Genomic DNA, 24,471 nt, shown 5'->3' with positions numbered 1-24,471 from the left:
AAAATTCTCATGCTGTTATAAACTACGTTAAAACAAAAGAAAAAATCACATCCTCAAAGGCTCTGGGATTGCCTCGTTCCACTTCTCCTGAGCTAATTTTCCAGTATATTTAAACTTCTCAATCTCATCTTTAGCCTTCTCCCTTCTCTTCTGGTGCTCTTTAAGGAACTCCTGAACTTTCTTTATGAGGTAGCGCTTACACTCTCCACAAAGCAACGCTCCGCTCTTGCATGCATGATACCTCTCAAGCAGAGCCTTATCATCCGGCTCAAAGAATATCTCGAGCCATTTGAAGACCACACATTTTTCAGGATTTCCACCTTTTTCCCTCTGCTCTTTTACCGTTGGCTGACCGCCAGTTAAGGCAAACTTCCAAATCTTTTTGCCTGCCTCTTCTGGATCATCTGTTAAATAAACAGCTGTTTCGGGCTTTGATGCGCTCATTTTACCTTCCAATCCGGTCAAAGGAGGAACGAACTTGCTGTGGAGTGCGGCCGTCTTGTAGTATCCCAAGCTCTCGGCAAAGTCTCGCTGAATTCTCCAGTACGGGTCTTGGTCTATAGCAGCTGGAATTAAGCATCTCCTCTTTTCAAAGAACGTTGGAGCAGCTTGAATTGCTGGGTAAAAAATCATCCCAATTTTGCTCTGCTCCGTGAAGCCAAAAACGGCTTTTGCCATTGAATACGTCACTTTTTTCGCTATTGGAATAGCCATTTCATAAATCTTCGTGAATTCGCTGTCTTGGAATATGAAAGTCTTATCCGGATCAAAGCCAACCGCAATTATGTCCAAAATGTTTTCATATGCCCATCTCTTGGTGTCTTCAAAGCTTAGGTTTGGCTTAAATAGGAACTTCTCATCATCCGTGATTTGAACATACAAATTGACTCCAAACTTCTCCTGAAGCCATTTTGTTGCGAAGAAAGGAATGATATGTCCGATATGCATTGGCCCGCTTGGACCCCTCCCCGTATATAGGAAAAAGCCCTTCCCCTCTTCGTAGTCTTTAAGGACTAAGTCGTAATCCCTGTGGGAGAAGAAGAATCTTCTCCTAAAGTAGAGCGGCAGTTCGCTCTTTGTTAACACGGCTGTCTTTTCCAAAAGGTCATCTGTTAACGGTTGTGTTCCAAATTCCTTTATCAGCTTGTCGTAATCCACCATTCCTTCGACATCCCATGGTGTAACCTTGAATTCAGCCATCAAAAGCACCTCCAAAAGCTTTGGTAAAATAGACTAACCCAAGTAAAAGAGTTTTGATTTCAGCATCAGCTGAGCCAAAAACAATCACCGAACATGGTTTAAAAAATGCAAGAGGAGAATTTAAAGTTTTCTGTTATCTGTTAAGAAAGGATAAAAAGTCAAACCTCACTCAAATACTTTCCATATTTAACCAGGGCATAAACTGCATCTACTCCATCCCCGACAGTCTCAAACACTGGAACTCCTTTCTCCTCAATTCTGCGCGCCATTTTCTCTGGATAATCTCCACCAGGAGCAACAAAGACTATTGGCTTTCCATACTCCTGCACCTTCTCCATGACGTCAACGATACCTTCATCCAATGCTGGGCTCTGGAACAGAGCGATTACGACGAGGACATCAACATTTGGATCCTCCAAAGCATAGCGCATTGCCAACTCATATCTCTTTGATGGAGCATCCCCAATGACGTCAATTGGGTTCTTGTAGCTCATGTGGTGAGGCAGCTTTCCTTCCGCTATGGCTTTTGCAAACTTCTCATTAGTTTCATCGCTGAGCTGAGCGAGCTTAAGCCCTTTCTCAAGCAAACCATCACTCATCATAACCCCAGCACCGCCGCCGTTTGTGACTATGGCAACTCTGTCCCCTTTTGCTGGCTTCTGCATGGTCAAGGCTTTTGCATAGTTGAAGAGCTGTCTCATACTCTTAGCTGATAAAACACCAGTCTGTTCAAATGCCGCCTCATATATTGCATAACTTCCCGCAAGTGAGCCAGTATGAGAAGCAGCTGCCTTAGCTCCAGCCTCAGTTCTTCCAGCCTTTAAAACTATTACGGGCTTAGTTTTGGTTGTTTCCTTTGCGATTTTGAAGAATTTCCTACCGTCTTTAACACCTTCAAGATAGGCAGTTATGACTTTTGTCTTGGGATCATCCTTTAAATAGCTCATAAAGTCGCTCTCATCTAAATCAGCCATGTTCCCTAAGCTGATGAACTTGCTCATTCCCACATTGTGCTTTGCAGCCCAGTCAAGAATTGCAGCACCAAAAGCACCGCTTTGGCTCATAAAAGCAATACCACCAAATTTTGGCCTTGCCTGTCTCTCTGGTGGATTGAAGTTACAGTCAAAGCCGTTCTCAAGGTTTGTAACTCCAAGACAGTTGGGACCTACCACACGAATACCCCATTTTCTTGCTCTCTTTACAAGCTCCTCTTCCAAATCCGCCCTACCAGCTTCTTTAAATCCAGCCGAGATAACTATTGCCCCCTTAACTCCCTTCTGCCCACACTCGTCTATGACATCAGGAACAAACTTGGCTGGAACAGCTATGACAGCAACATCAACTTCATCTGGAATCTCAAGAATACTTCTGTAGACCTTGAATCTTCGTCCATTAATTTCAATTTCTCCTCCCTTAACGTTAACAGCATAAATCTTTCCATTGAACTGCCGTGTTACTGACTTCATTATCGCATTTCCTATCTTGCCCGGAACATGCGACGCTCCTATCACAGCAACACTCTTAGGATAAAATAGAAATTCTAAGTTCATTTTTCCACCTCCGTTCTGCTTTCTCTCACTTTAAATTTAAATTTTACCTAAGTCAAAATATAGTCTTTAGTGGTTAGCAAACTCGTTGGATGTGAAAACCCGAAAAGGTTATATTGCAGAAACGTTCAAACAAAAATTAGAACGTTAAAATTAGGTGGTCGAAATGAGTAAGAAAGTCAAAGTGATTACCGATCCAAAGGTCATCAAGCTTATGCTTGAAGACACAAGAAGGAAAATACTTCAACTCCTAAGGAACAGGGAAATGACGATTTCCCAGCTTTCTGAAATTCTCGGCAAAACACCACAGACAGTGTATCACCACATTGAAAAGCTTAAAGAAGCTGGACTGGTTGAGGTTAAAAGAACAGAGATGAAAGGGAACCTCGTTGAAAAGTATTACGGCAGAACAGCCGACGCATTTTACATAAACCTCTACCTTGGTGATGAAGAGCTGAGGTATTTTGCAAGATCAAGATTAAAAACAAAGCTTGATATATTCAAAGCTCTTGGGTACGAATTCGATGAAGAAGAGCTGCTCAACATAATGGACAGGATACTTGAAAAGGAACATGAGTACAAAATGAAAATCTCCAAGGAGATCGAAGAAAACGAAGAGCTACTTAAGGACTTTTCAAATGAGGACATAATCCATGCCATTGAATGGCTCAGCATGGCAGAGATAGGAAGAGATGAAGAAGCATTAAAGTTGCTGAAAAAACTTGGGGAAATCCTTAAAAAGTGAATACTTGAGGTGAGAAGGGGAAGAGAAAATGGCAAGAGGTATCAGACTTCTCGTCCTTGATGTGCTTAAACCACATCAACCCATGGTCACGGAATTAGCTTTGGGACTGAGCGAAATTCGTGGAGTTGAAGGGGTTAACATAACACTCGTAGAAATTGACAAAGAAACGGAGAATATAAAAATAACAATAGTTGGCGATAACTTAGACTACGACGAAATAGTCAGGACAATAGAGGAATTTGGTGGCGTTGTGCACAGCATAGACATGGTTGCTGCAGGAAAAAGGATAATTGAAGAAAGTGAAACCCCACAAGACAAATTAGACGAATTTTAGTGATGACTATGAGGGAAGTTCTCATAATAACAGAAATAGACAAAATGAAGGTACTTGCAGAGCCTACCCGTTTTAAAATTCTTGAGCTTCTTAGAAGGCACCCAATGAGCATCGCTGAGCTGAGTTCGTTTTTAAAAAAAGATCGCTCGACAGTATACAGACACATCAAAGTTCTTGAAAATGCAGGCTTTGTTGAAGAAATAGGACAAGAAGGAAACGAAAGAATTTATGCCCGAACAGCAAGACTCTTCCTTCTCAAAGTTGAGCCAGATGAAAGCATCGAGGAATTTAGAAAGCAGTATCTCCGGATAGAAGCATCAAGACTCCTTGAAATTCTCAAAAAATCTGGGATCAAGATAAAGAATGAGACTGAATTTCTCAGATTAACCGCCCAGATTTTAAAAGAGATAGAAGACAACTCAAGACCAATTATTCAAAAAGTATCCCAAGCAGATTTAGACCTGAAAGAGATCGAACTTTTCCACCTGCTAAATTTGCTTGTGTTTCTTCAATCATGTGAGTTCTGCGAAAAAGCAGAAAAGATGAAGAATTTACTGGAGCTATAACAATAAATTAAAACTCCAAAGCCCACTTAACTGCATGGGGGACTTTTTTAGCAACATCCAGTGCTGTGAAGTTCTCGCCAAGCTCTTCTTTGACCATGTCTCCAGCTAATCCATTGAGGAATGCTCCAACGGAAGCTGCTCTAAGCGGCGAATTTCCAAGAGCAAGCAATGCTCCAATAATACCAGCCAAAACATCTCCAGTTCCCCCAGTTGTCATTCCTCTATTTCCTGTTTTATTGTACTTCCAGACTTTTCCATCGCTGATGATGTCGTAAACCCCCTTAAGGAGAATTACACCGTTAATTTCTTCTGCTTTCTTCATGACAAGCCCAGCTTTCTCCTTCAGCGAGCCTTCTGGTTTCTTTCCAAAGAGCGTTTTGAATTCTCCAGCATGCGGCGTTAAGACGAATGTTTTACCATTGAGGACGCTTAAATCTTCGGCTATGGCTTTTAATCCGTCAGCATCTATAACTAAAGGCTTTTCACAGCGCTTTACAAATTCTCTAACGAACTCTGCAGTTTCTTCCTTGAGTCCAATACCTGGACCTATGATGACGGCATCAACCTTTTCCGCCAATGCCAAAACTTCTTCAAGATCCTCTTTTGTGAAGTTCTTTCCTTCAACAGGCCTCAAAATCATGTCTGGGTCAGTTATGCGCTTCGCTGAATATTCCGGCATCACCAAATAAACTAAGTCTACAAGGTATGAGGCAGCTTTTGCTGCTAAGTAGGGAGCACCAAAGTAGTCCTCACTTCCACCAATTATCAAAAGCCTTCCGTTCTGTCCTTTATGCTCACCTTTCTTTCTCAGAGCGAACTTTGCATCTCCTGGACCCACTAAGTGATAAAGCTCCTTTGGATAACCAATTTTGGCAACAATTCTTTCAAAACCTTCAAACTCTTCTTTGTCCCACTGAAAAGTTACGGCAAAGTTACATTTGACTTGAACTTTCGAAGGATAACCACTTGGCAAGTCAACGCTCACAATCTTAGCCTTTCCAGAATATTCATTGATTTTTTCAATCGCTGAGCGTATAGGCTCTCTCGGCTCTCCTTTAGTTCCAGCGCCAAGAAGGGCATCAACAATGACATCATACTCTTCAAGATTGAGACCCTTTATCTGGCTTGAGTCCTTAAGGATTTTAATTTTTACAAAGTCAAGCTTTTTGAGAATCTCCCAGTTGTGCTTAGCTTCCTCACTTCTGATTTTTATTTCATCACCAACCAAAAAAACCGTTACATCATTCTCAAAGCTAAGATGCCTGGCAACAACAAAGCCATCTCCACCGTTGTTTCCAGTTCCACAGAATATCGCCACTTTAAGTCCTTTTCCAAACTTTTCTTCTATTGCTCTTGCCACTCCAGCACCAGCGTTTTCCATAAGCTGAAACGGTGAGATGGCGAGCCACTTAGCGTTGATATCCCAAATGTAGACATCTTCAATTTTCATAAGCATCACCATGAGAAAATTGGGAAAAGAAGGTTAAGACCTTTTCCTTAATATAATAAGCTAACTTTTCTGGAAAGCAGACGTGAACAGGAGCAAAGTCAATACCAGGCCAAAAAATACATAAGAGGCTATAACAAAGGCACTGTTAGAATAAACAGAAAGCACTCCTCCAATTATAAGGAGGGATAGGACACCACCCACAATGTAGATTGACTTTTTAAGTTCATTTAAATTGTCTCCCAACTTCCAGCACCTCCAAAGCCCTCTCATAATCCCCCCTCGAATAAAGCACCAAATAGACTTCCTTCACGTTCTTGGCTTCCCTTGAAAACTCTTCAACTGTCTCAAGGAAAGTTCTCACAACTTCCCCAAAAGGACAGCCATAAATTCCAGCACTTATGGCTGGAAAAGCTATGCTTTTAACTTTTAATTCATCGGCTTTTCTCAAAGCTCCGAGAATGGCTTTCTTGAGCTTCTCCTTCTTATCCTCATCCCACCTGCCGCCGCAGTAGGGACCCACTGTGTGGATGACGTATTTAATCCCATACTGCTCCAACCTTAAAGCTGGAGTTACAACGACTTCGCCATGCTCAATCCAATCTCTTCCAATTTGCTCCCTCGTAGCTTCCTTGCTTATCCTTATATACTCCCGAACGTTTCCAGCGGCGGCTCTTGCTATGGCATAAGCAACCCCGCCGCCATGCTCCAGATACTTGTTGGCAGCATTTACAATTGCTTCAGCAGGGAACTTTGTTATATCCCCTTGAGCAATCTTAAAAATTAAATTCCCAAAGCGGAGTTCCATAACCTCACCCCGCAAGCTTCTCCACGACCTCTTCAGCTTTTTCCAGAATCTTCTCCTCGTCCAATGTGAGAACTTCTCTATCGAGCATCAAAATCTTTCCATCAACTATCGTTGTTTCCACATCGTTGCCGTTTGCAGAATAAACGAGGTGGCTTATAACGTTGTTAATTGGCCTCAAGTGCGGCTGGTTAAAGTCTATAATCACCAAATCAGCCAAAGCACCTTCTTTTATTACCCCAGCATCCAAGCGCAAAGCCTTTGCACCGTTCTGAGTTGCCATTTTAAAAACTGTCTCTGCATCTGCAACCGTTGGAGCCAAGTTGTGAACTTTGTGAAGCAATGCGGCGATTTTCATCTCTTCAAGCATGTCCAAGTTGTTGTTGCTTGCACTTCCATCAGTGCCAAGACCTATGTTTACCCCAGCATTCAAAAGTCTCTCAATGGGCATGACACCGCTTGCAAGCTTCATGTTCGAGGCTGGGTTGTGGGCGATGCTCACGCGATGCCTTGCCAAAATGTGTATATCTTTGCTGTCAAGCCATACGCCGTGAGCTATTATAACATCATCAGCCAAAAAGCCAATATCATCGAGCAGAACAACAGGGCTCTTTCCATAGCGAGATGTTATTTGACCTATTTCAGTCATCGTCTCAGCTACGTGAATTGTTATGAGCTTTTTGTGTTCATTAGCAAGCTCTCTAACCTTTTTGAGAAGAGCTATTGAGCAGGTGTAAGGTGCGTGGGGACCAAATACAAACTCAACTCTCTCAGACTTCAGCTTTTCAATGAATTCCATTGTTTCTAAAGCCACTTTAACCTCTTTTTCCGTCTTGTCAGGCTCCCCCAAATCTATCATTCCATAGCTGAGGTATCCCCTAAGACCCGACTCAAGAACGACCTCAGCAACAGCATCCATGTAAAAGTACATATCCAAAAACGCCGTAGTTCCCGTTTTAATCATCTCCAATGCTCCAAGATATGCTCCGGCTTTTGTGTATTCTCTTGTAAGCTTCGCTTCCATTGGCCATATGTGGTGTTTAAGCCAGTCCATGAGGGGCAGATCATCAGCCAACCCTCTGAAGAGTCCCATTGGGGAATGAGTGTGCAAATTTATGAACCCGGGAGAGATAACTTTTCCCTTTGCATCTATTACATAATCTGCTGAAATGTTGAGATTCTTACCAATTTTAGTTATCCTGTTGTCCTCAATGTAGATATCAGCTTTCATGACATCAAGATTCTCGCCATAAATCACGTAGCCATTTTTGATCAATATGCTCATGGTATCACCTTCTCTTTTTAAAACGGGTCTAATAAATGGAGAATTATAAGGTTTTTGCCAACAAGGAAAGAGAAAAGAAGTCAAACAAACATCGTCTTAAGCACATCGGCACAGCCGCACTTCCTCTCTCCAGGAATCCTTGGAATACCCTTCTTGAGGATTTCCTGCACTTTGTAGTTGTTCTCCTTCATAACTCTAAGCACTTCCTGAGCATCAACAGGCTTGTCAGCCCAGACATCATAGTCCGTAATCGTTGCGATGTTGACATAGCACATTCCGAGTTCTCTCGCCAAGACCACTTCAGGAACGAGAGTCATTCCAATTATGTGGGCAAATTGTCTAAACATTGCAGACTCAGCCCTTGTAGAAAAGCGAGGCCCTTCGATGCAAACATATGTTCCCTTCTCATGAACTGAGAAGCCAAGCTCTTTGGCAGTTTCATAGAATATCTTTCTCATTTCTGGACAGAAGGGATCAGCCATGCCTATGTGAGCAACTCTCGGACCATTGTAGAATGTGTATTCCCTCTTCTTCGTGAAGTCAATGAACTGATCGGTAATTACAATGTCTCCAGGTTTGTACTCCTCCCTGAGGGAGCCAACGGCTGTGATTCCTATGACCCTTTCAACACCAAGCTCGTGAAGAGCCCAAATGTTTGCCCTATACGGCACTTCATGCGGTGGGAACTCATGGTTTTTGCCGTGTCTTGGAATGAAAGCTACTTCAACGCCTTCAACATCTCCTATCTCCACAGGTGCTGATGGTCTTCCATAAGGTGTGTGAACCTTTATCGTCTCTTTTGGCTCAAAGACACCATAAACACCAGAACCGCCGATAATTCCAATCTTTGGCATGGACATCACCTTGTTAATCTTCGATTTATGTTTATTTAAACTTTAACTTCGGCATTTACAAGTTAGCGGCAAAAACTTAATTACCTTTGAAAGCCAAACTAAGCCTTGAGGTGAGAGGATGGAAAAGCCAGTGAGATTAGTTCTACCAAAGATAGAAAACCCCATTTTCATCGAAGGTTACCCGGGAATTGGGCTTGTCGGACACATTGCCGCTAACTTCTTGGCAAAAGAGCTCAACATGGAGATGATTGGATACATCGAGAGTCCGTTCATACCGCCAATGAGCTTAATCCTCGAAGGAAAACCCAACCCACCTTTAAGATTCTACGGGAAAAATAACATTATCATAGCCGTCGCTGACATTTATGTTCCACCAACCCTTGTAAATGAAATAGCCAAAGAAATTATCAGTTATTTGAAAGAAACAAATGCCCAAAAGCTCATTTCCATTGGCGGGATGGGGATTGGCTTTTTCAAGGAACAGATGGAAGTGTGGGGTGTTGGGGCAAACGAGGAGCTCAACAGAGAGCTTGAAGGTTTGGGAGTTAAAATACTCCAGTATGGCTCAATAATGGGCATGAGCGGGAAACTCTTATGGGAGGCTTCAAAAGAAAAGATTAACGGATATGTGCTGCTTGGGGAAACCTTTGGAGACAGACCCGATCCAAGAGCAGCGGCAAACGTTATTGAGGTCATCAAGAAGCTCACACCGATTGAGATATCCACAGAGCCCCTCATAAAGGAGGCAGAGATGATTGAAGAGCAGCTCAGAAAGATGCATGAACAGATGGAAATGGCAAGAAAGAAGGCAGAGAAGCAATATGAGAGCATTTATCTGTGAGGTGGTGCCTATGGAAGTCCTAATTTTGGCGGGAATTACAAGGCGAACCCTTGATCAATTACTGAGGAATCCATACCGCACATTGGAAATTAGGAGTGCAAGCAATGTATTCGTTCTTGAGCACCTTAAGGAGGGTGATAGGGTATTTCTAACATACGAAACCTTGCAAGACATAACAAAAGGGACTGAGGGAATAATAGCCCAGATATTAAGGATGGAGAAGATGGAGCAGAGGATTTTATGGGAGGAGAGTGATGAGAGAGAGCAGATGGTGTGCAGAGTTCAGCTTCGCTTGGTAGGGCTTGGAAAAGTTATCGAAATCAGAAGAGAGGGAGATTTAATCAAAGCAAGAGTCAGAGAGATGCTTCCTCACGAAATGGCTATGGGCTGAGAAAATCAAGGGTTTTCTGCTTGCCTTTTTTCCCCTTTTCACGCTTTGGTGGATTCAGCTTTTTAAATTCCAGCCCTTCTTTTTCAAGTAATTTTTTAGCCCCAGCCGTGAGAGAAGGGGCAACCAAAATCCCACGAACATTTTTATGCTCCTCCCTCAGGGCATCCACATATCTTTTAAGCTGACTGACCGCATGCAGATCTGCTCTCCTGCGCTTAAGCTCAAGGACAACCAAATTGCCATGTTTGTCTTTTCCAAGCACATCAACTATTCCATGTTTAATTGGCTTTTCCTTAAAGAGCGGTTTAAACCCTTCCTCAATTAATGAGGGATTCTCAAAGATCAAATCAGCCATCTCTGCTTCACTTCCAGTTAATGTCAGCTCCTCATAATCCTCAGCCTGAAAATAACTTACAAGATAAGTTTTAATGAGCTCAACTTCAAGAGTTTCTTTCGGTTTTCTCCTAACACTTCTCAGCATTATCCTCCCATCCTCAAGAACGATGCTGACAACACTTCCCGGCGGCTGCCAGTTAACAGGTTCTCTCTTGTTCTTCTGGTGAATTAAAAAAGAGCCATCTGGCTTGATTATAATGACCCTATCTCCTGGACCAAGTTCACTCTTGGCTCTCCCCTCATAGAATACCCTACAATAAGCAAAAAGGGTTACAATAGCCTCAACAGAGAGGGCTTTGTCCAAAATTTCAATTATTTCTTCGTGAGAGGGTTCAACCTTAGCTTCAACTTTCATGCTCATCAACTAAGAATAAATCGCACCATTTAAAAGGATTAAGAAAGGAAGGAATTAATCCTCAATTCCTTTATCTGTGATTCTGAAGGCTGCTTCCCCTTCTGGTAGATGGGGTGAATCAATGAGCCTTGCAATTCTCTTTCCAGCTTTGCCTTTTCTGAGGTATATTCTAAGTGTGGCTGAGTGCGCCAAGATGTGTCCACCAATTGGTCTCGTTGGGTCGCCAAAGAATGCATCTGGCCTTGCCTGAACTTGGTTTGTAACAAATATTGCAATATCATATAAGTTTGCCAATCGGTGTAGATCAGCCAAATGCTTCCCTAACTTTTGCTGTCTCTCTGCTAAAGCCCCCCTACCAACGTATTCAGAACGGAAATGACTTGTCAAGGAGTCAACAACCATAAGCTTGACTGGTCTATCAGTGTTGAGCTTCTCTTTGATTATCTCCTCTGCTTTTTCAACAAGAAGCATTTGATGGTTTGTATTGTATGCCCTTGCGACATATATATTCTTGAGAACCTCATCTGGATCCAAACCCCTATTTTCAGCAATCTGCCTTATTCTTTCTGGTCTGAAAGTGTTCTCAGTGTCAATCCAGATGACGCTTCCATTTAAACCGCCTTCTTCAGGTGGCAATTGAACCATGACAGCTAAAGTATGAGCTATCTGGGTCTTTCCACTGCCAAACTCTCCAAAAACTTCGGTGATTGCTTGGGTCTCTATTCCCCCACCAAGTAGCTTGTCAAGAGATTTGCTTCCAGTGGAAATTCTACCTATTGTCTGTCTCCGTTGGAAGTATTCATCAGCCCTTATGAATGTTCCGATATTAGCTGCTTCTCTTGCAGCCTGAATTATCTTTAAAGCAGCGCCTTCACTTATTCCAGCAATTTCTTTGAGCTCTATTGGTGATGCAACGGCAATAGCTTCTAAGCTATCATATCCCGCTTCTCTAAGCTTTTCAGCAGTTGCAGGACCAACGCCGGGCAAGTCTTCGAGCGTTTTGATTTCTTTTTTCTTTTTCTTTGAAGCTTTGGCAACTTCAGCATCAATTGAAAGCTCCTCAAACTCTTCAAGCTCTTTTATTTCATCGTCAACAGTCTCAACCTTTTTCTTTCTCGCCATCATTACCACCCATAAGCATGATCACTGGTAGGTGTAAGATGTAAGAGGTTATATACTTTTCTCTTTTTCCAAAAAAAGCCCCATATATTCCAAAATAAAAAATACAAAAGAAGTAAAGTTGATTTTGAGCGAATGAATTCCTAAACAGCTAAATTTCCAGTGGAAATGAAACTCCATCCATCAATGCTATGAAGAAACCCTTGTGATCACTATTACTTTGGGGTTTTGTGGAAGCTGAGAATCCAGAGGAGGCATAAGTTTGATGCCATCATCAACATACCCGATTGGCAAATATCCTTTTTCATACAATATTTGCCACGCCTCACCAAATTTAAGCCCACTAAGTTCTGGGAAAGTCAATACTGTAACATCATAATTTCCTGTGGAAGTGGTCAAATCATCAATTACATCAACAACTTCTGGCTCGAAAATTGAACTTGCCAGTAACCGACCCGCTAAAGTTCTACTCAATATTACCCTATCAGCCCCGGCTTGCTTTAATAGGGAGAAGCTTTCCCGCTTAAGGGCTTCCACAAACACTTTGGCGTTAGACATCTGCTTAACCATCAGAGTCAAAAAGACGGATTTTGAGTCATCTTCAAGTGTTAAAAGAACATAAGATGCTTCTGCAACTCTTGCCCTTTGTAAAGTATCTTTATTCGTTGGATCACCCACAAGAACTTCAACATCCTCCAAAGGAAGCCTCTTTTTTTCTTCCTCACTCGGTAAGACAACAACAATTGGGTTATCTTCAGCTTGTCCCGTGGAAATGGCTCTTTTGAGCTCATCCAAACAGCTTAGAACGCTTCCTCCTTGACCAATAATAAGATAATGTCCCTTGTACTTTATCTTGTGCATACCCATCATCCTCCTCATTGATGATTCAATAAAATACTCGGCAAGAATTGAAACCAGAGCAGTAAAAGTTGAAATACCTGCAATTGCGGCAACTATTGCAACAATCCTGCCGCCATATGTGCTGGGGGTTACATCTCCATAACCAATGGTCGCCATGGTTATTATTGCCCAGTAAAATGCCGTAAAGAATCCAACCTTTTCAAAATACATGAACATTATAGAAAACATCAGTGCCAGTAAAAACACTACAGCGGCAAGAACAATAACTTTGTTTCTTCTTAATTTAATTCTAAGTTTCATTAGGTGTCTAACCAGGGGTACGGGTATCATGTTCATCATTTTTGATTAGTATCTTATTTATAAGCTTTTAGTCAGGTATTGATGAACAGTGAATATCATTGAACATTGAATGCCAAAGTAGTTCCAGTGGAAATAAAAGTCTCTTAAGATGGTTATCGAAATGACCCCCCAGAGTTTTATTTCCACTGGAACTCACTTTTGGGAGTTCAGCAGTCACAACGGATACATACAATGTCAACAAATTCTAAAAAAGGTTTTTACATAATACATTGATCATGTGTCTATGTTATTTTTAAGCATTGGTAACATGTTCACATTAATGTACTAATTTTTATCATAATTTATGAACAATGTTCATAGACAAATTTATATACTATGATGCGTATAGAAAGTGGGAGTGTTTATCACCAAAACAATAAATGTGACAGAGGTGTTGCGCCCGTCTCCACTGGAAATACAACTCCCTGGGGGATATATTCTGTTAATTTCTTAAATGATTGTTAAAAACTTTTATTTAACATGATGTCCGCATATTTTCACTAATGCACAAGTTTTAATGAACAGTAATGTTCATTCTTTCTCCATTTGAAATGTACAGCTGTTGCCATCTAATCGTTTGCGAATATCAATACTCAATGTCCAAAATTGCGCATCTAACAGTTTCCTTTCCTGTGGAACGATCATGTTTTAAAGGACAAATGCTAATATTTCCTTGGTGATTTCCTGTGGAAGAACAAGTCATTCAGTGGCTGAGGGAAGGAAGAGATGATGCTCAGGACATTGTGGATCTGCCGTGGAATGTTAAGAAAATTGAAGAGCATTTTTATATTGCAGAATACCCAAAAATGCCTTTTGTCCTCAATATACTGTTCAGTGAGGAGTTCGTTCATTTGATGGTGCCATTTGGCTTGGAAACAACGGCACTTCCTTTGGAGGAACGGTTAAAGATATATCATGCAATGCTTGTCCTAAATGACAAAATAAATTTATTGAAATTCACGCTAAGTGGCATTAATGATGAAATTATCCTTAGGGTTGATCTTGACAGAAAAACCCTTGGGAAAGCAGAGTTTAACGATGCTCTGACTGCTTTACTCATTGGAATAAATGAACTTGTAAGAGCACTTAAAGTGGAAGAAGACTTTGCTCAAGCTGTTTTTGAAAGAATAGTCCTGATGCTTATTGACAGAATCCAACGTGGTGCAACAAGGGATGATTTAATTAAGTTCTTGGTTATCAAAGTCGGGATGTCAAAAGAAGAAGCAGAGAAGTTTATTGATGAGATACTCAGATCTCAAGGCATATCTAAAAAGAAAGGGATGGATATTGGCTATATCTGAATTTTACATTTTCTAATTTACTTGTTCATTAATATTTTGGTGGACTTTTAATGGGCTTTTACAAAAACTTGCCCAATAAAGCATATATACCCCCAAAAGATATTATCGTATTGCTTCCTCTGCATCTTATGTTTCCTCTGGAAAATGCTTTCATGAGAACACATTTGGAAATGAAATGTTCCAGAATAAGCTAAAAATCAGCAATAATATAACATAATGTAATGTATAAATGCATTAAATGAGGAGTGCCTTTATAAATGGGGGCTATGTTTCCACTGGAGGGTCAGGGAGATGGAAAAAAGAAGGGAAAATGAACAGACGTATCTTGATTCGATTTTTGAAAAATATTTGAATGCAAAAAAGATTTTCAAAAATAAAGAAGTCCTTAGACATAGCTATACCCCAAAAGAACTGCCGCACAGAAGGGAACAGATAGAGGCATTGGCACATATACTGGTTCCGGTGTTGAGGGGAGAAACACCCTCCAATGTTTTTGTCTATGGGAAAACAGGCACTGGTAAAACAGTTACCGTAAAATTTGTAACTGAAGAACTAAAGAGAATATCTCGCAAGTATAACGTTCCTGTGGACGTTATATATCTCAACTGTGAGATTGTCGATACCCAGTATCGGGTTCTTGCAAACATAGTTAATCATTTCAAGCATGAAAGTGGTTTTGAGGTTCCATTGGTTGGATGGCCAACAGATGAGGTGTACGCAAAGCTAAAGCAAATTATCGATGCAAAGGAGAGATTTGTTATAATAGTTCTTGATGAGATTGATAAGCTCATCAAAAAAAGTGGAGATGATGTTTTATATTCGCTGACCAGAATAAACAGTGAGTTAAAAAATGCAAAAGTCAGCATTGTTGGTATTTCAAATGATCTGAAATTTAAGGACTACCTTGATCCAAGGGTTCTTTCGAGCCTAAGCGAGGAGGAGGTTGTTTTTCCCCCATATGATGCAAACCAGCTTAGGGATATATTGATGCAGAGAGCCCAAGAGGCATTTTATCCAGATGTCCTTGATGAAGCTGTTGTTCCTCTCTGTGCAGCTTTAGCAGCAAGAGAACACGGGGATGCGAGGAGAGCTTTGGATTTGCTTAGAGTGAGTGGCGAAATTGCTGAGAGGGAAGGGGCTTCAAAAGTTACTGAAAAGCATGTATGGAAGGCTCAGGAGAAGATTGAGCAGGACACCATGGAAGAAGTTATTAAGACTCTCCCACTACACTCAAAAATTCTTCTTTATGCCATAGTTCTTCTTGATGAAAATGGAGAATTACCAGCAAACACCGGTGATGTCTATGCTGTGTATAAGGAGCTCTGTGATTACATGGATATTGAGCCCTTAACCCAGAGAAGGGTCAGTGATCTAATAAATGAGCTCGACATGTTAGGCATCATCAATGCTAAAGTGGTCAGCAAGGGGAGATATGGGCGGACAAAAGAAATAAGACTAAACGTCACTCCATATAAAGTTAAGAACATCTATCGCTTTGATTATTCCCTTCAGCCTCTCCTCACTGTAAGCATTGCTCGGCAGAGGAGGTTGTTTTGATGAATGGGCTGGTGAAGGACCTGCTTTCTAATCGCTATCTCATCACTCCACCCGCTTACTTTATTCTTTCAGAATATTATAAGAAGAACTTTACTTTGGCGGAGCTCATAAAATTTGCACGAACGAAAAATACATTTGTAATTGACGAAAGGCTTGCCAAAGAGTTTCTTGAATCTAAGGGGTTGTTATCTCCACTGGAGAATTTTGCAAAATACATTCCGAAAGCTTCAGTGGAAACTAAAGCAGAAACCCTTCCCTCTATACCTGAGGTTCCAATGGAAATTGGCATCCCCAGGGGCTCAAAAGAAGTCTCAATTCAGAGTGCTGTGAGTGGTGAAAAGACGGCAAAACTTGGCAAAATGGTAGAAATTCCCCCTCAAGCATCTGATCAGGCTGAAATAACCCATGATATCCAAGAACTATCATCAGAAAATGGAACCTCTATTTCCACTGGAGAACCCATGGAAAATATGGTTTCTGAAACCATCTCTATGGAAATAGTGGAAGAAGAATCCACAATTGGGGGGGAGGAGAGTTTCATTTCCACTGGAGCTCCTTCTCTTGAAGAGTACAATGGTGTCGGTGATGAAGAAAATGGTGTCAAAATGAAGGCAGTTTATGGGGACTATGGAGTCTTGGTTCCACTGGAAGAGGAAGAGATTTCAGCTGAAGAAAAGAGGGCATATTCGATTTATGAGGATTTTAAGGTTGAACCAAATGAAAGCTTTGAGTTTGTTGCAAAGAGGATAAAGGCAGAGTATGAGATTAAATTCGACGTAAGAAATGTTAAGCTAAAACCCCCAAAAGCTAAGAATGCAAATGGTAAAGAAGGAGAGATAGTAGTCAAGGTCTATGAGAACTACTTCAAAAGTAGATTAAAGAAATTGAGAAGAATTCTGCGGGAAAATCCGGAGGTTAGTGGGGTAATAGATATTGGAAAGCTTAGCTACATTAATCCCGATGGGGAAGTTACGATCATCGGCCTTGTCAACTCAAAGAGGGAAACTAAAAAGGGATTTATCTTTGAAGTTGAGGATATGACTGGCATTGTTAAGGTTTTCTTGGGACGTGATAACGAAGATTATACGAAAGCATTTGAAGTCCTTCCAGACAGCGTCGTCGCTTTTAGAGGATATTATTCAAAACGCGGAATCTTATTTGCAAGCAAGCTTTATTTGCCTGATGTTCCACTCTACAAGCGAGAAAAACCTCCCCTTGAGGAAAAGGTTTATGCTGTTTTGATCAGCGATATCCACGTTGGAAGCACAAAATTCTGTGAAAAAGCTTTCATGAAGTTCCTTGAATGGCTCAATGGCAACGTTGAAAGCAGAGAAGAAGAGGAAATTGTGAGCAGAATAAAGTACATGATAATTGCTGGCGATGTTGTTGATGGTATTGGTATCTATCCGGGTCAGTACAATGAGCTTGCAATTCCCGATATATTTGACCAGTATGAAGCTTTGGCAAACCTCTTGGCAAATGTTCCGGATCATATAACCATGTTCATTGGTCCAGGCAATCACGATGCTGCAAGAACTGCTTTACCTCAGCCCGAATTCTACAGAGAATATGCAAAACCCCTCTATGAGCTAAAAAATGCAGTGATCATAAGCAATCCAGCCGTTATCAACCTCCACGGCAGGGACTTTTTAATTGTCCATGGGAGGGGCATTGAGGATGTTGTGAGCTACATTCCCGGTAAGAGTCATCTCCGCCCTGTTGAGCCGATGATTGAACTGCTAAAGCTCAGGCACGTCGCCCCTACATTTGGCGGAAAAGTTCCAATTGCACCAGACCCGGAAGATCTGCTTGTCATCGAGGGGGTACCGGATTTGGTGCAGATGGGACATGTTCATGTTCTTGATTACCAGATCTATCGCGGTGTGTTTTTGATTAACTCGGCCACTTGGCAAGCTCAGACTGAGTTCCAGAAGATGGTCAATATCGTTCCAACTCCAGCGAGAGTTCCGATAATTGATATTGAAACTGCAAGGTTAAAGACCATTGTTGACTTCAGCAGGTGGTGTGAATGATGGGAGGTGTTAAAGATGTCTATATACAGCAAAATTGACATAATGAAATGGATTACGGAGGGGGTATACTCATCAAATGAGCTTAGGCTTTTTGATGATGCCAAACAACTTTATGAACTTCAGTTAGCTAAAATGGAGTTCCTCAATTTCTCATCCGATTTGGATGAATTTGTAAAAAGGGCAGCATATTTCGAAGAAATTTTCGGAAGAAAAAGCTGGCACTACTACATCAGCTCTGTTAAAGGAAAGGGCCAGATTGGGCATACAAATCAGTACATGACGCACTGGTTTTACCCGTACAAAGGTAAGTTTCATGGGCAGATGATTAAAGCATTAATAAACTTTGCAAATGCTCGCAATGGTGATGTAGTTCTTGATCCCTATCTTGGCTCGGGAACAACTCTAATTGAGAGTACCTTACTGGAATTGCCAGGGTGGGGAGTTGAGATTAATCCTGCATTGGCTGTTATATCGCAGATAAAGTTAGATGCCCTTAAAATTGATTATCCGGAGTTTTCAAAGGTTTTAACTCCTAATTTGATAAACGAAGCCTTTAAATACTTCAAAAATCTGAAAGTTCCTAAGAACTCCATAAAGCCAACGGTTGAGGAACATATGCACGCTAAGGAGCTCTTGGAATTGTTGTGGGACTCATACTTTCCAAAATCACTTCTTCATGATTTACCAGTAGAATGGAGAAACATCTTAATGCTGATTTACCTTCATGCACTCTCCGACTATACTTATCTAAAAGGAACACGGAAAGAAAAAACACTCCAAGAGTTTTTCCATCAAAATCTTAAAGACTATTTAAAAACTCTCAACGGAGCTTATGAAATTATAAACCGTCTTGGAATAAGGCTTGGAAAGTATGAAGTAATAATAGGTTCCACGCTCAGCCTTCCTTACAGGGATAACACTGTCAAAGCGATAGTTACCTCTCCCCCGTATAGCATCGCTTTGGATTACATAAAAAACGATGAGCACCTGCTTACGTATTTTGGAATTGATATAAGCGCTTTGAGGGATCAAATGATTGGGTTGAAAGGGAAAGGTAAGGAAAAGCTAATTTTGTACGAGAAGGATTTAAAAAAGAGCATTGAGGAAATGATTCGTGTCCTTAAACCTGGAGGATGGGCAATTATAGTCCTTGGCGATATAAGCATAAACGGCACGAGAACTAACTTTAAAGAAAAGATTCTGAATTGGGGTAAGGAACTCGGATGTCAGGAAACCTTTGCTCTCGAAAGGGCAATTTTGGGAGGATTTGCTAGATTAAGATTTGAATATCTGATTTTCCTTCAGAAATGAGGGATGACCAATGAAGAAATCAACAAAGGAGAAGATATGGACATATCTTGAGGGGTTTATGCAAGGCTTAATAAATAAGTATGATCCCAAAGTATTGAAAGATGAAGTCTTAGAAAAAATACTATTTGATCCAAAACAGGGAAATTATAAACCATTTCATATGGCATTAATTCCAAAAGAATTGCTTAGGATGCAAAGCTTTTTCAGATCATTTTCAACTTCTTTAGGACAGGGAGTTTTTGAGTATATAGCGAAGATAATAGCAGAAGACAGTGGAAAATGGGAGAAAGTTCTAAGAAATGCAAGATTCAAGGCAACGGCATCTTCAAATGTTCAATCTTTCGTTGATAAATTTTTAGAGGATGTGATTTTTAAAAAAGTTCCTCCGTATCCTATTTCCCTTCCGAAACCAATGAACAATGCAAAAAAGACGATAGTTGTTGATTTGTATCTTTATGATGGTGAGATTCATTACTTTATTGAAATCAAATCACCAAAGCCGAACAAGGATCAAACACGTAGAACTAAGGAGAAGTTCCTTTACCTACTTGCAACATATGAAAATGCTAAGACTTATTACGCTTTTCCATATAACCCCTATGGTGAAGAAAAATCGAATTATAAGTGGAGCTTCACTAAAATGTATTTTGATTTAAACAATGAGGTCCTAATAGGTTCAGAATTCTGGGACTTTATTGGTGGGGAGGGCACATATAACGAGTTACTCGATCTGTTTAGAGAATTTGGCGAGAAGAGAGGCAAGGAAATCACAAAGAGATTAATTACTGGAGAGAGGTGAACATGAATGAGCGAGCTTTACAGCGAAGAGATGAAGGCTTATTTTGAAATGTTGCAGAAAGAAATTGATAAGGCTTATGAGATAGCTAAGAAGGCAAGAGCCCAGGGAAAAGATCCTGTTAGGGATGTTGAGATTCCTCAAGCAACGGACATGGCTGGTCGTGTTGAAAGCTTGGTTGGTCCAAAAGGCGTTGCCGAGAGAATTAGGGAGCTTGCAAGAGAGTATGGTAAAGAGCTTGCCGCCCTTAAAATTGTTGATGAAATCATTGAAGGTAAATTTGGGGAGTTTGAAAGTAAAGAAAAGCTGGCGGAGCAGGCTGTTAGAACTGCATTGGCTATTCTGACAGAAGGTATAGTTTCTGCTCCGATTGAAGGTATAGCTCAGGTTAAGATCAAGAAGAATCCAGATGGGACGGAGTATTTAGCTCTCTATTACGCTGGGCCAATCAGAAGTTCTGGTGGAACCGCTCAGGCGTTGAGTGTTCTCGTTGGTGATTATGTTAGGAAAAAGCTTGGATTGGATAGGTTTAAACCCACAGAGAAACACATAGAGAGAATGGTTGAAGAAGTTGATTTGTATCACAGAGCAGTTACTCGTTTGCAATATCACCCTTCGGCAGATGAGGTAAGATTAGCTATGCAGAATATTCCAGTCGAGATAACCGGTGAAGCGACTGATGATGTTGAAGTTTCTCACAGAGATGTTCCGGGAGTTGAGACGAACCAGCTAAGGGGTGGAGCAATTCTCGTTTTAGCTGAAGGTGTACTTCAAAAAGCGAAGAAGCTGGTTAAATACATTGATAAAATGGGCATTGAAGGCTGGGGCTGGCTCAAGGAGTTCGTTGAGGCAAAGGAGAAGGGCAAAACAGAGGAAGGGACAGAAGAGAAATCTGAAAAATCAAAGGGGGAAGAGGCTGAGGTACGAACTTCTGTAAAGGTCAAAAAAGGCTTTTACTATGAACTTTACGAAAAATTCAAGACCAATATTGCTCCAAACAACAAATACACAAAGGAAATTATTGGTGGAAGACCGCTATTTGCAGAGCCATCAGAGAATGGTGGCTTCCGTTTAAGATATGGTCGTTCGAGGGTGAGCGGATTTGCGACTTGGAGCATAAATCCTGCCGTCATGATTCTTGTTGATGAATTCTTGGCTGTGGGTACACAGATGAAGACCGAGAGGCCCGGAAAGGGCTGTATCGTTACCCCTGCTACAACAGCTGAAGGTCCAATAGTTAAGCTCAAGGATGGCTCCGTCATTAGGGTTGATGATTACTATCTTGCTTTACAAATTAGGGATCAGGTTGAAGAAATACTCTACTTGGGCGATGCAGTTATAGCATTTGGAGACTTTGTGGAGAACAATCAAACTTTACTTCCAGCTAATTATGTTGAAGAATGGTGGATTCAGGAGTTTGTGAAAGCAGTTGAAGATATATATGAAGTTCCCCTCAAGCCCTTTGCTGAAAATGATAACGAGGCAGTTGAAGAAGCCGCTGATTATCTCGATTTAAAACCAGAATTCTTGGCAGAGCTTCTGAAAGACCCTCTGAAAATCAGACCTAAAGTCGAGGAGGCAATACACCTCTCAAAGGTTCTTGACATTCCCCTCCATCCATACTACACCCTCTACTGGAACACCCTCAAGCCAGAGGAAGTTTCTGAACTTCAAAGCCTTCTTGTCAATGCTGAGATTGAGTGGGATAAGTACCTTGGAACAAAGTATGCTAAAAAGGTTGTGATAAGCCTTGAAGTGCTTGGAAGGAAAGGAAAGCGCTATCTTGAACTGCTCGGCCTGCCCCACAGAATTGAAGATAAAAGAGTGATCATTGAGTATCCTTGGAGTGCTGCTCTGCTTACTCCATTGGCTAACTTGGAGAAGAAATTTGAGCCGAAGGAATTCCACACTACCATAGACATAATCAATGAGGTCAGTGAAGTAAAGCTCAGGGACAGAGGGATAAGCTGGATTGGTGCGAGAATGGGAAGGCCTGAAAAGGCTAAAGAGAGAAAGATGAAGCCACCGGTTCACGTCCTCTTCCCGATTGGTTTGGCTGGGGGTAGCTCAAGAGACATCTACAAAGCGGCACAGGAAGGGAAGCTTGCTGAGGTTGAAATCGCCCAGTTCAAGTGCATCAACTGTGGTCATATTGATATTTTCCCAACCTGTCCAGTATGTGGAGCTGAGGCTAAACTGCTGTACAGGTGTCCAAAATGTAACTATAGCTCAACTGAGGAAACGATCTGTCCAAAGTGCGGCATTGAGATGAGGGCCTATGTCAAAAAGACCATAAATCCGTCCAATCTTGTAAAACAGGCAATGCAGAATGTGAGAGTGAATACTCTTGATAAGCTCAAGGGCGTCATGGGTATGACCTCGGCACATAAGGTGCCAGAGCCCTTGGAGAAGGGGATTTTAAGGGCTAAGAACGATGTTTACGTGTTCAAGGATGGTACGATTCGTTTTGATGCAACAGATGCCCCAATAACTCACTTCAAGCCGAGAGAGATTGGAGTAAGCGTTGAGAAGTTAAGAGAGCTCGGATATACTCATGACTTTGAAGGAAAGCCTTTAGTGAGTGAAGATCAAATAGTTGAGCTCAAAGTTCAGGATGTTATCCTTTCTAAAGAGGCTGGAAAGTATCTTGTAAGGGTTGCAAAGTTCATAGACGATTTGCTTGAGAGATTCTATGGATTGCCAAGGTTCTACAATGTCGAGAAGATGGAAGATTTGATTGGGCATCTTGTCATAGGCTTAGCTCCCCACACATCCGCTGGAATCATTGGAAGGATTATAGGTTTTGTTGATGCTCTTGTAGGCTATGCCCATCCGTATTATCATGCTGCAAAGAGGAGGAACTGCTTCCCCGGTGATACCAGAATATTTGTTCAGATCAACGGAATGCCTCAGAGAATAACGCTCAGAGAGCTGTATGAGCTATTTGAAGAAGAAAGTTATGAAAACATGGCATATGTAAGAAAGAAGCCAAAAGTAGATATCAAAGTTTATTCCTTTGACGAAGAGAGCGGAAAAGTAGTTTTAACTGACATTGAAGACGTGGTTAAACTGCCTTCGACTGATCACCTCATAAGGTTCGAGCTTGAGCTGGGCAGGAGTTTTGAAACAACGGTTGACCATCCAGTGCTCGTCTACGAAAATGGGAGGTTCATTAAGAAGAGAGCTTTTGAAGTAAAGGAAGGCGATGTAATGATAGTTATCTCTGATGTGGATGAAAAACCTCTTAACGTGAAAGTTAAGCATGTTGAATATATCAAACCAAAAGAAGAGTTTGTGTTCTCTTTAAACGCTAAAATATATCATAACGTCATAATAAATGAAAATATTGTAACACATCAGTGCGATGGCGACGAGGACGCTGTCATGCTCCTGCTTGATGCATTATTGAACTTCTCCCGTTATTATCTGCCCGAGAAGCGTGGAGGAAAAATGGATGCTCCTCTCGTTGTAACTACGAGGCTTGACCCAAGAGAAGTTGACAGCGAAGTCCACAATATGGACATTGCCCGTTATTATCCGCTCGAATTCTACGAAGCAACATATGAACTCAAATCTCCGAAGGAACTTATCGGAGTTATTGAGAGGGTTGAGGACAGATTAGGGAAGCCGGGGATGTATGAAGGCTTAAAGTTCACCCATGACACCGATGACATAGCTCTCGGGCCAAAGCTGAGCAAATACAAACAGTTGGGAGATATGGAGGAAAAAGTTAGGCAGCAGTTGGCTTTAGCTGAAAAAATCAGAGCAGTTAACGAGCATCATGTCGCTGAGACGATAATTAACTCTCATCTAATTCCAGATTTGAGAGGCAACTTAAGGAGCTTCACAAGGCAGGAGTTTAGATGTGTGAAGTGCAACACTAAGTACAGAAGACCGCCTTTAAGTGGGAAGTGTCCAAAGTGTGGGGGAAAGATAGTACTGACGGTCAGCAAGGGGGCAATTGAAAAGTACCTTCCCACAGCAAAATTGTTAGTTACTAATTACGATGTCCTTACATACACGAGACAGCGTATATGCTTAACGGAAAAGGACATTAAGAGTTTATTTGCAAATGTCTTCCCTGAAACCCAGAGAACTCTGTTGGCGTTGAACACGAATGACATCTGCGACAGAATGATTGCTGAGAGGACAGGAAAAATTGTTACCAAGAATGGTTATCTTGATGAGTTCCATGGAAATGGGAGAAAAGTCCAAAAGAAAGTAGAAGCTCCTAAAAAAGTTGAGAAGAAGGCGGAACCTACTAAAATACAGACCCATAAATTCGAAAAGTCCGAGAAGCATAAACCCAAGAAGAAAAAGAAGGTCGTCAGTTTGGATGAGTTCTTTGGAGCTTAGCGAAAGTGCTATAAAGTTTAACACCTTTTTAT

General features: G+C 41.3%; 20 protein-coding genes. 11 read left to right on the top strand and 9 right to left on the bottom strand.

Annotated features, from left to right (window positions below; genetic code table 11):
- Nucleotides 1-45 precede the first annotated feature (45 nt).
- Both VFC49_RS07630 and VFC49_RS07625 read right to left on the bottom strand, forming a co-directional pair.
- Nucleotides 46-1,203, bottom strand: a complete 1,158-nt coding sequence (locus tag VFC49_RS07630; protein ID WP_324736692.1) for a tryptophan--tRNA ligase — start codon at nucleotides 1,201-1,203, stop codon at nucleotides 46-48.
- Between the two features lie 155 nt (nucleotides 1,204-1,358).
- A complete protein-coding gene (locus VFC49_RS07625; protein ID WP_324735039.1) occupies nucleotides 1,359-2,750 on the bottom strand; it encodes an acetate--CoA ligase family protein in 1,392 nt (463 codons plus the stop codon).
- 163 nt (nucleotides 2,751-2,913) lie between these two features.
- Between VFC49_RS07625 and VFC49_RS07620 the strand changes: the two genes are divergently transcribed.
- From VFC49_RS07620 to VFC49_RS07610, 3 genes are read left to right on the top strand one after another with little or no spacing between them, the layout of a single operon-like run.
- Complete coding sequence (locus VFC49_RS07620; protein WP_324735038.1) at nucleotides 2,914-3,492, top strand: winged helix-turn-helix domain-containing protein; 579 nt, start codon at nucleotides 2,914-2,916, stop codon at nucleotides 3,490-3,492.
- A 28-nt stretch (nucleotides 3,493-3,520) separates the two neighbouring features.
- Complete coding sequence (locus VFC49_RS07615) at nucleotides 3,521-3,826, top strand: DUF211 domain-containing protein (RefSeq protein WP_013468156.1); 306 nt, start codon at nucleotides 3,521-3,523, stop codon at nucleotides 3,824-3,826.
- A gap of 8 nt (nucleotides 3,827-3,834) precedes the next feature.
- Nucleotides 3,835-4,392 carry a winged helix-turn-helix domain-containing protein gene (locus VFC49_RS07610; RefSeq protein WP_324735037.1) on the top strand — a complete coding sequence of 186 codons (558 nt, stop codon included), beginning with the start codon at nucleotides 3,835-3,837 and terminating at the stop codon, nucleotides 4,390-4,392.
- A gap of 7 nt (nucleotides 4,393-4,399) precedes the next feature.
- Here VFC49_RS07610 and VFC49_RS07605 read toward each other — a convergent pair whose 3' ends face one another.
- The 4 genes from VFC49_RS07605 to VFC49_RS07590 form a co-directional block, all read right to left on the bottom strand.
- The gene (locus VFC49_RS07605) at nucleotides 4,400-5,842 is read right to left on the bottom strand and encodes an NAD(P)H-hydrate dehydratase (protein WP_324736691.1); all 1,443 of its coding nucleotides are present in this window, start codon (nucleotides 5,840-5,842) and stop codon (nucleotides 4,400-4,402) included.
- Nucleotides 5,843-6,065: 223 nt separating this feature from the next.
- On the bottom strand, nucleotides 6,066-6,647 hold the full coding sequence (locus tag VFC49_RS07600) for a [protein ADP-ribosylglutamate] hydrolase (protein WP_324735036.1): 582 nt from the start codon (nucleotides 6,645-6,647) through the stop codon (nucleotides 6,066-6,068).
- 4 nt (nucleotides 6,648-6,651) lie between these two features.
- The gene (locus tag VFC49_RS07595; protein ID WP_324735035.1) at nucleotides 6,652-7,929 is read right to left on the bottom strand and encodes an amidohydrolase family protein; all 1,278 of its coding nucleotides are present in this window, start codon (nucleotides 7,927-7,929) and stop codon (nucleotides 6,652-6,654) included.
- Between the two features lie 80 nt (nucleotides 7,930-8,009).
- The gene (locus VFC49_RS07590; RefSeq protein ID WP_324736690.1) at nucleotides 8,010-8,783 is read right to left on the bottom strand and encodes an S-methyl-5'-thioadenosine phosphorylase; all 774 of its coding nucleotides are present in this window, start codon (nucleotides 8,781-8,783) and stop codon (nucleotides 8,010-8,012) included.
- A 118-nt stretch (nucleotides 8,784-8,901) separates the two neighbouring features.
- Here VFC49_RS07590 and VFC49_RS07585 point away from each other — a divergent pair, with 118 nt between their 5' ends.
- The gene (locus VFC49_RS07585) at nucleotides 8,902-9,624 is read left to right on the top strand and encodes a proteasome assembly chaperone family protein (protein ID WP_324735034.1); all 723 of its coding nucleotides are present in this window, start codon (nucleotides 8,902-8,904) and stop codon (nucleotides 9,622-9,624) included.
- A 10-nt stretch (nucleotides 9,625-9,634) separates the two neighbouring features.
- Entirely contained in the window at nucleotides 9,635-10,015 is a 381-nt protein-coding gene (locus VFC49_RS07580; protein ID WP_013468149.1) for a DUF473 domain-containing protein, read from the top strand.
- Here the strand turns inward: VFC49_RS07580 and nucS are convergent.
- From nucS to VFC49_RS07565, 3 genes are all read right to left on the bottom strand, one after another.
- Nucleotides 10,005-10,772 (bottom strand): endonuclease NucS, encoded by a 768-nt coding sequence (gene nucS / locus VFC49_RS07575; protein ID WP_420719613.1) that lies wholly within the window; start codon nucleotides 10,770-10,772, stop codon nucleotides 10,005-10,007. The two genes, VFC49_RS07580 and nucS, sit on opposite strands and share 11 nt — an antisense overlap.
- A gap of 48 nt (nucleotides 10,773-10,820) precedes the next feature.
- The gene (gene radA, locus VFC49_RS07570) at nucleotides 10,821-11,888 is read right to left on the bottom strand and encodes a DNA repair and recombination protein RadA (RefSeq protein WP_324735033.1); all 1,068 of its coding nucleotides are present in this window, start codon (nucleotides 11,886-11,888) and stop codon (nucleotides 10,821-10,823) included.
- A gap of 186 nt (nucleotides 11,889-12,074) precedes the next feature.
- Complete coding sequence (locus VFC49_RS07565; RefSeq protein ID WP_420719612.1) at nucleotides 12,075-13,085, bottom strand: potassium channel family protein; 1,011 nt, start codon at nucleotides 13,083-13,085, stop codon at nucleotides 12,075-12,077.
- Nucleotides 13,086-13,771: 686 nt separating this feature from the next.
- Between VFC49_RS07565 and VFC49_RS07560 the strand changes: the two genes are divergently transcribed.
- From VFC49_RS07560 to VFC49_RS07535, 6 genes are all read left to right on the top strand, one after another.
- Nucleotides 13,772-14,386 (top strand): DNA-binding protein, encoded by a 615-nt coding sequence (locus VFC49_RS07560; protein ID WP_324735032.1) that lies wholly within the window; start codon nucleotides 13,772-13,774, stop codon nucleotides 14,384-14,386.
- 291 nt (nucleotides 14,387-14,677) lie between these two features.
- Nucleotides 14,678-15,943, top strand: coding sequence for an ORC1-type DNA replication protein (locus tag VFC49_RS07555; protein ID WP_013468145.1), 1,266 nt, complete (start codon nucleotides 14,678-14,680; stop codon nucleotides 15,941-15,943).
- On the top strand, nucleotides 15,943-17,976 hold the full coding sequence (locus VFC49_RS07550; RefSeq protein ID WP_324735031.1) for a DNA-directed DNA polymerase II small subunit: 2,034 nt from the start codon (nucleotides 15,943-15,945) through the stop codon (nucleotides 17,974-17,976). The genes VFC49_RS07555 and VFC49_RS07550 overlap by 1 nt, the downstream gene beginning before the upstream one ends.
- A 15-nt stretch (nucleotides 17,977-17,991) precedes the next feature.
- Nucleotides 17,992-19,287 carry a DNA methyltransferase gene (locus VFC49_RS07545; protein ID WP_324735030.1) on the top strand — a complete coding sequence of 432 codons (1,296 nt, stop codon included), beginning with the start codon at nucleotides 17,992-17,994 and terminating at the stop codon, nucleotides 19,285-19,287.
- A 10-nt stretch (nucleotides 19,288-19,297) separates the two neighbouring features.
- Nucleotides 19,298-20,086, top strand: coding sequence for a TdeIII family type II restriction endonuclease (locus VFC49_RS07540; RefSeq protein ID WP_324735029.1), 789 nt, complete (start codon nucleotides 19,298-19,300; stop codon nucleotides 20,084-20,086).
- Between the two features lie 6 nt (nucleotides 20,087-20,092).
- Nucleotides 20,093-24,439: a DNA-directed DNA polymerase II large subunit gene (locus tag VFC49_RS07535; RefSeq protein WP_324735028.1), complete on the top strand. Its 4,347-nt coding sequence runs from the start codon at nucleotides 20,093-20,095 to the stop codon at nucleotides 24,437-24,439.
- The last annotated feature ends 32 nt before the right edge of the window (nucleotides 24,440-24,471 follow it).

The sequence above is a fragment of the Thermococcus sp. SY098 genome (genome assembly GCF_035621495.1).
In the GTDB taxonomy this organism is placed as follows: Archaea; Methanobacteriota_B; Thermococci; order Thermococcales; family Thermococcaceae; genus Thermococcus_B.
The sequence above is the reverse complement of the archived record's forward strand: the minus strand, read 5'-3'. Positions and strand labels throughout refer to the sequence as shown.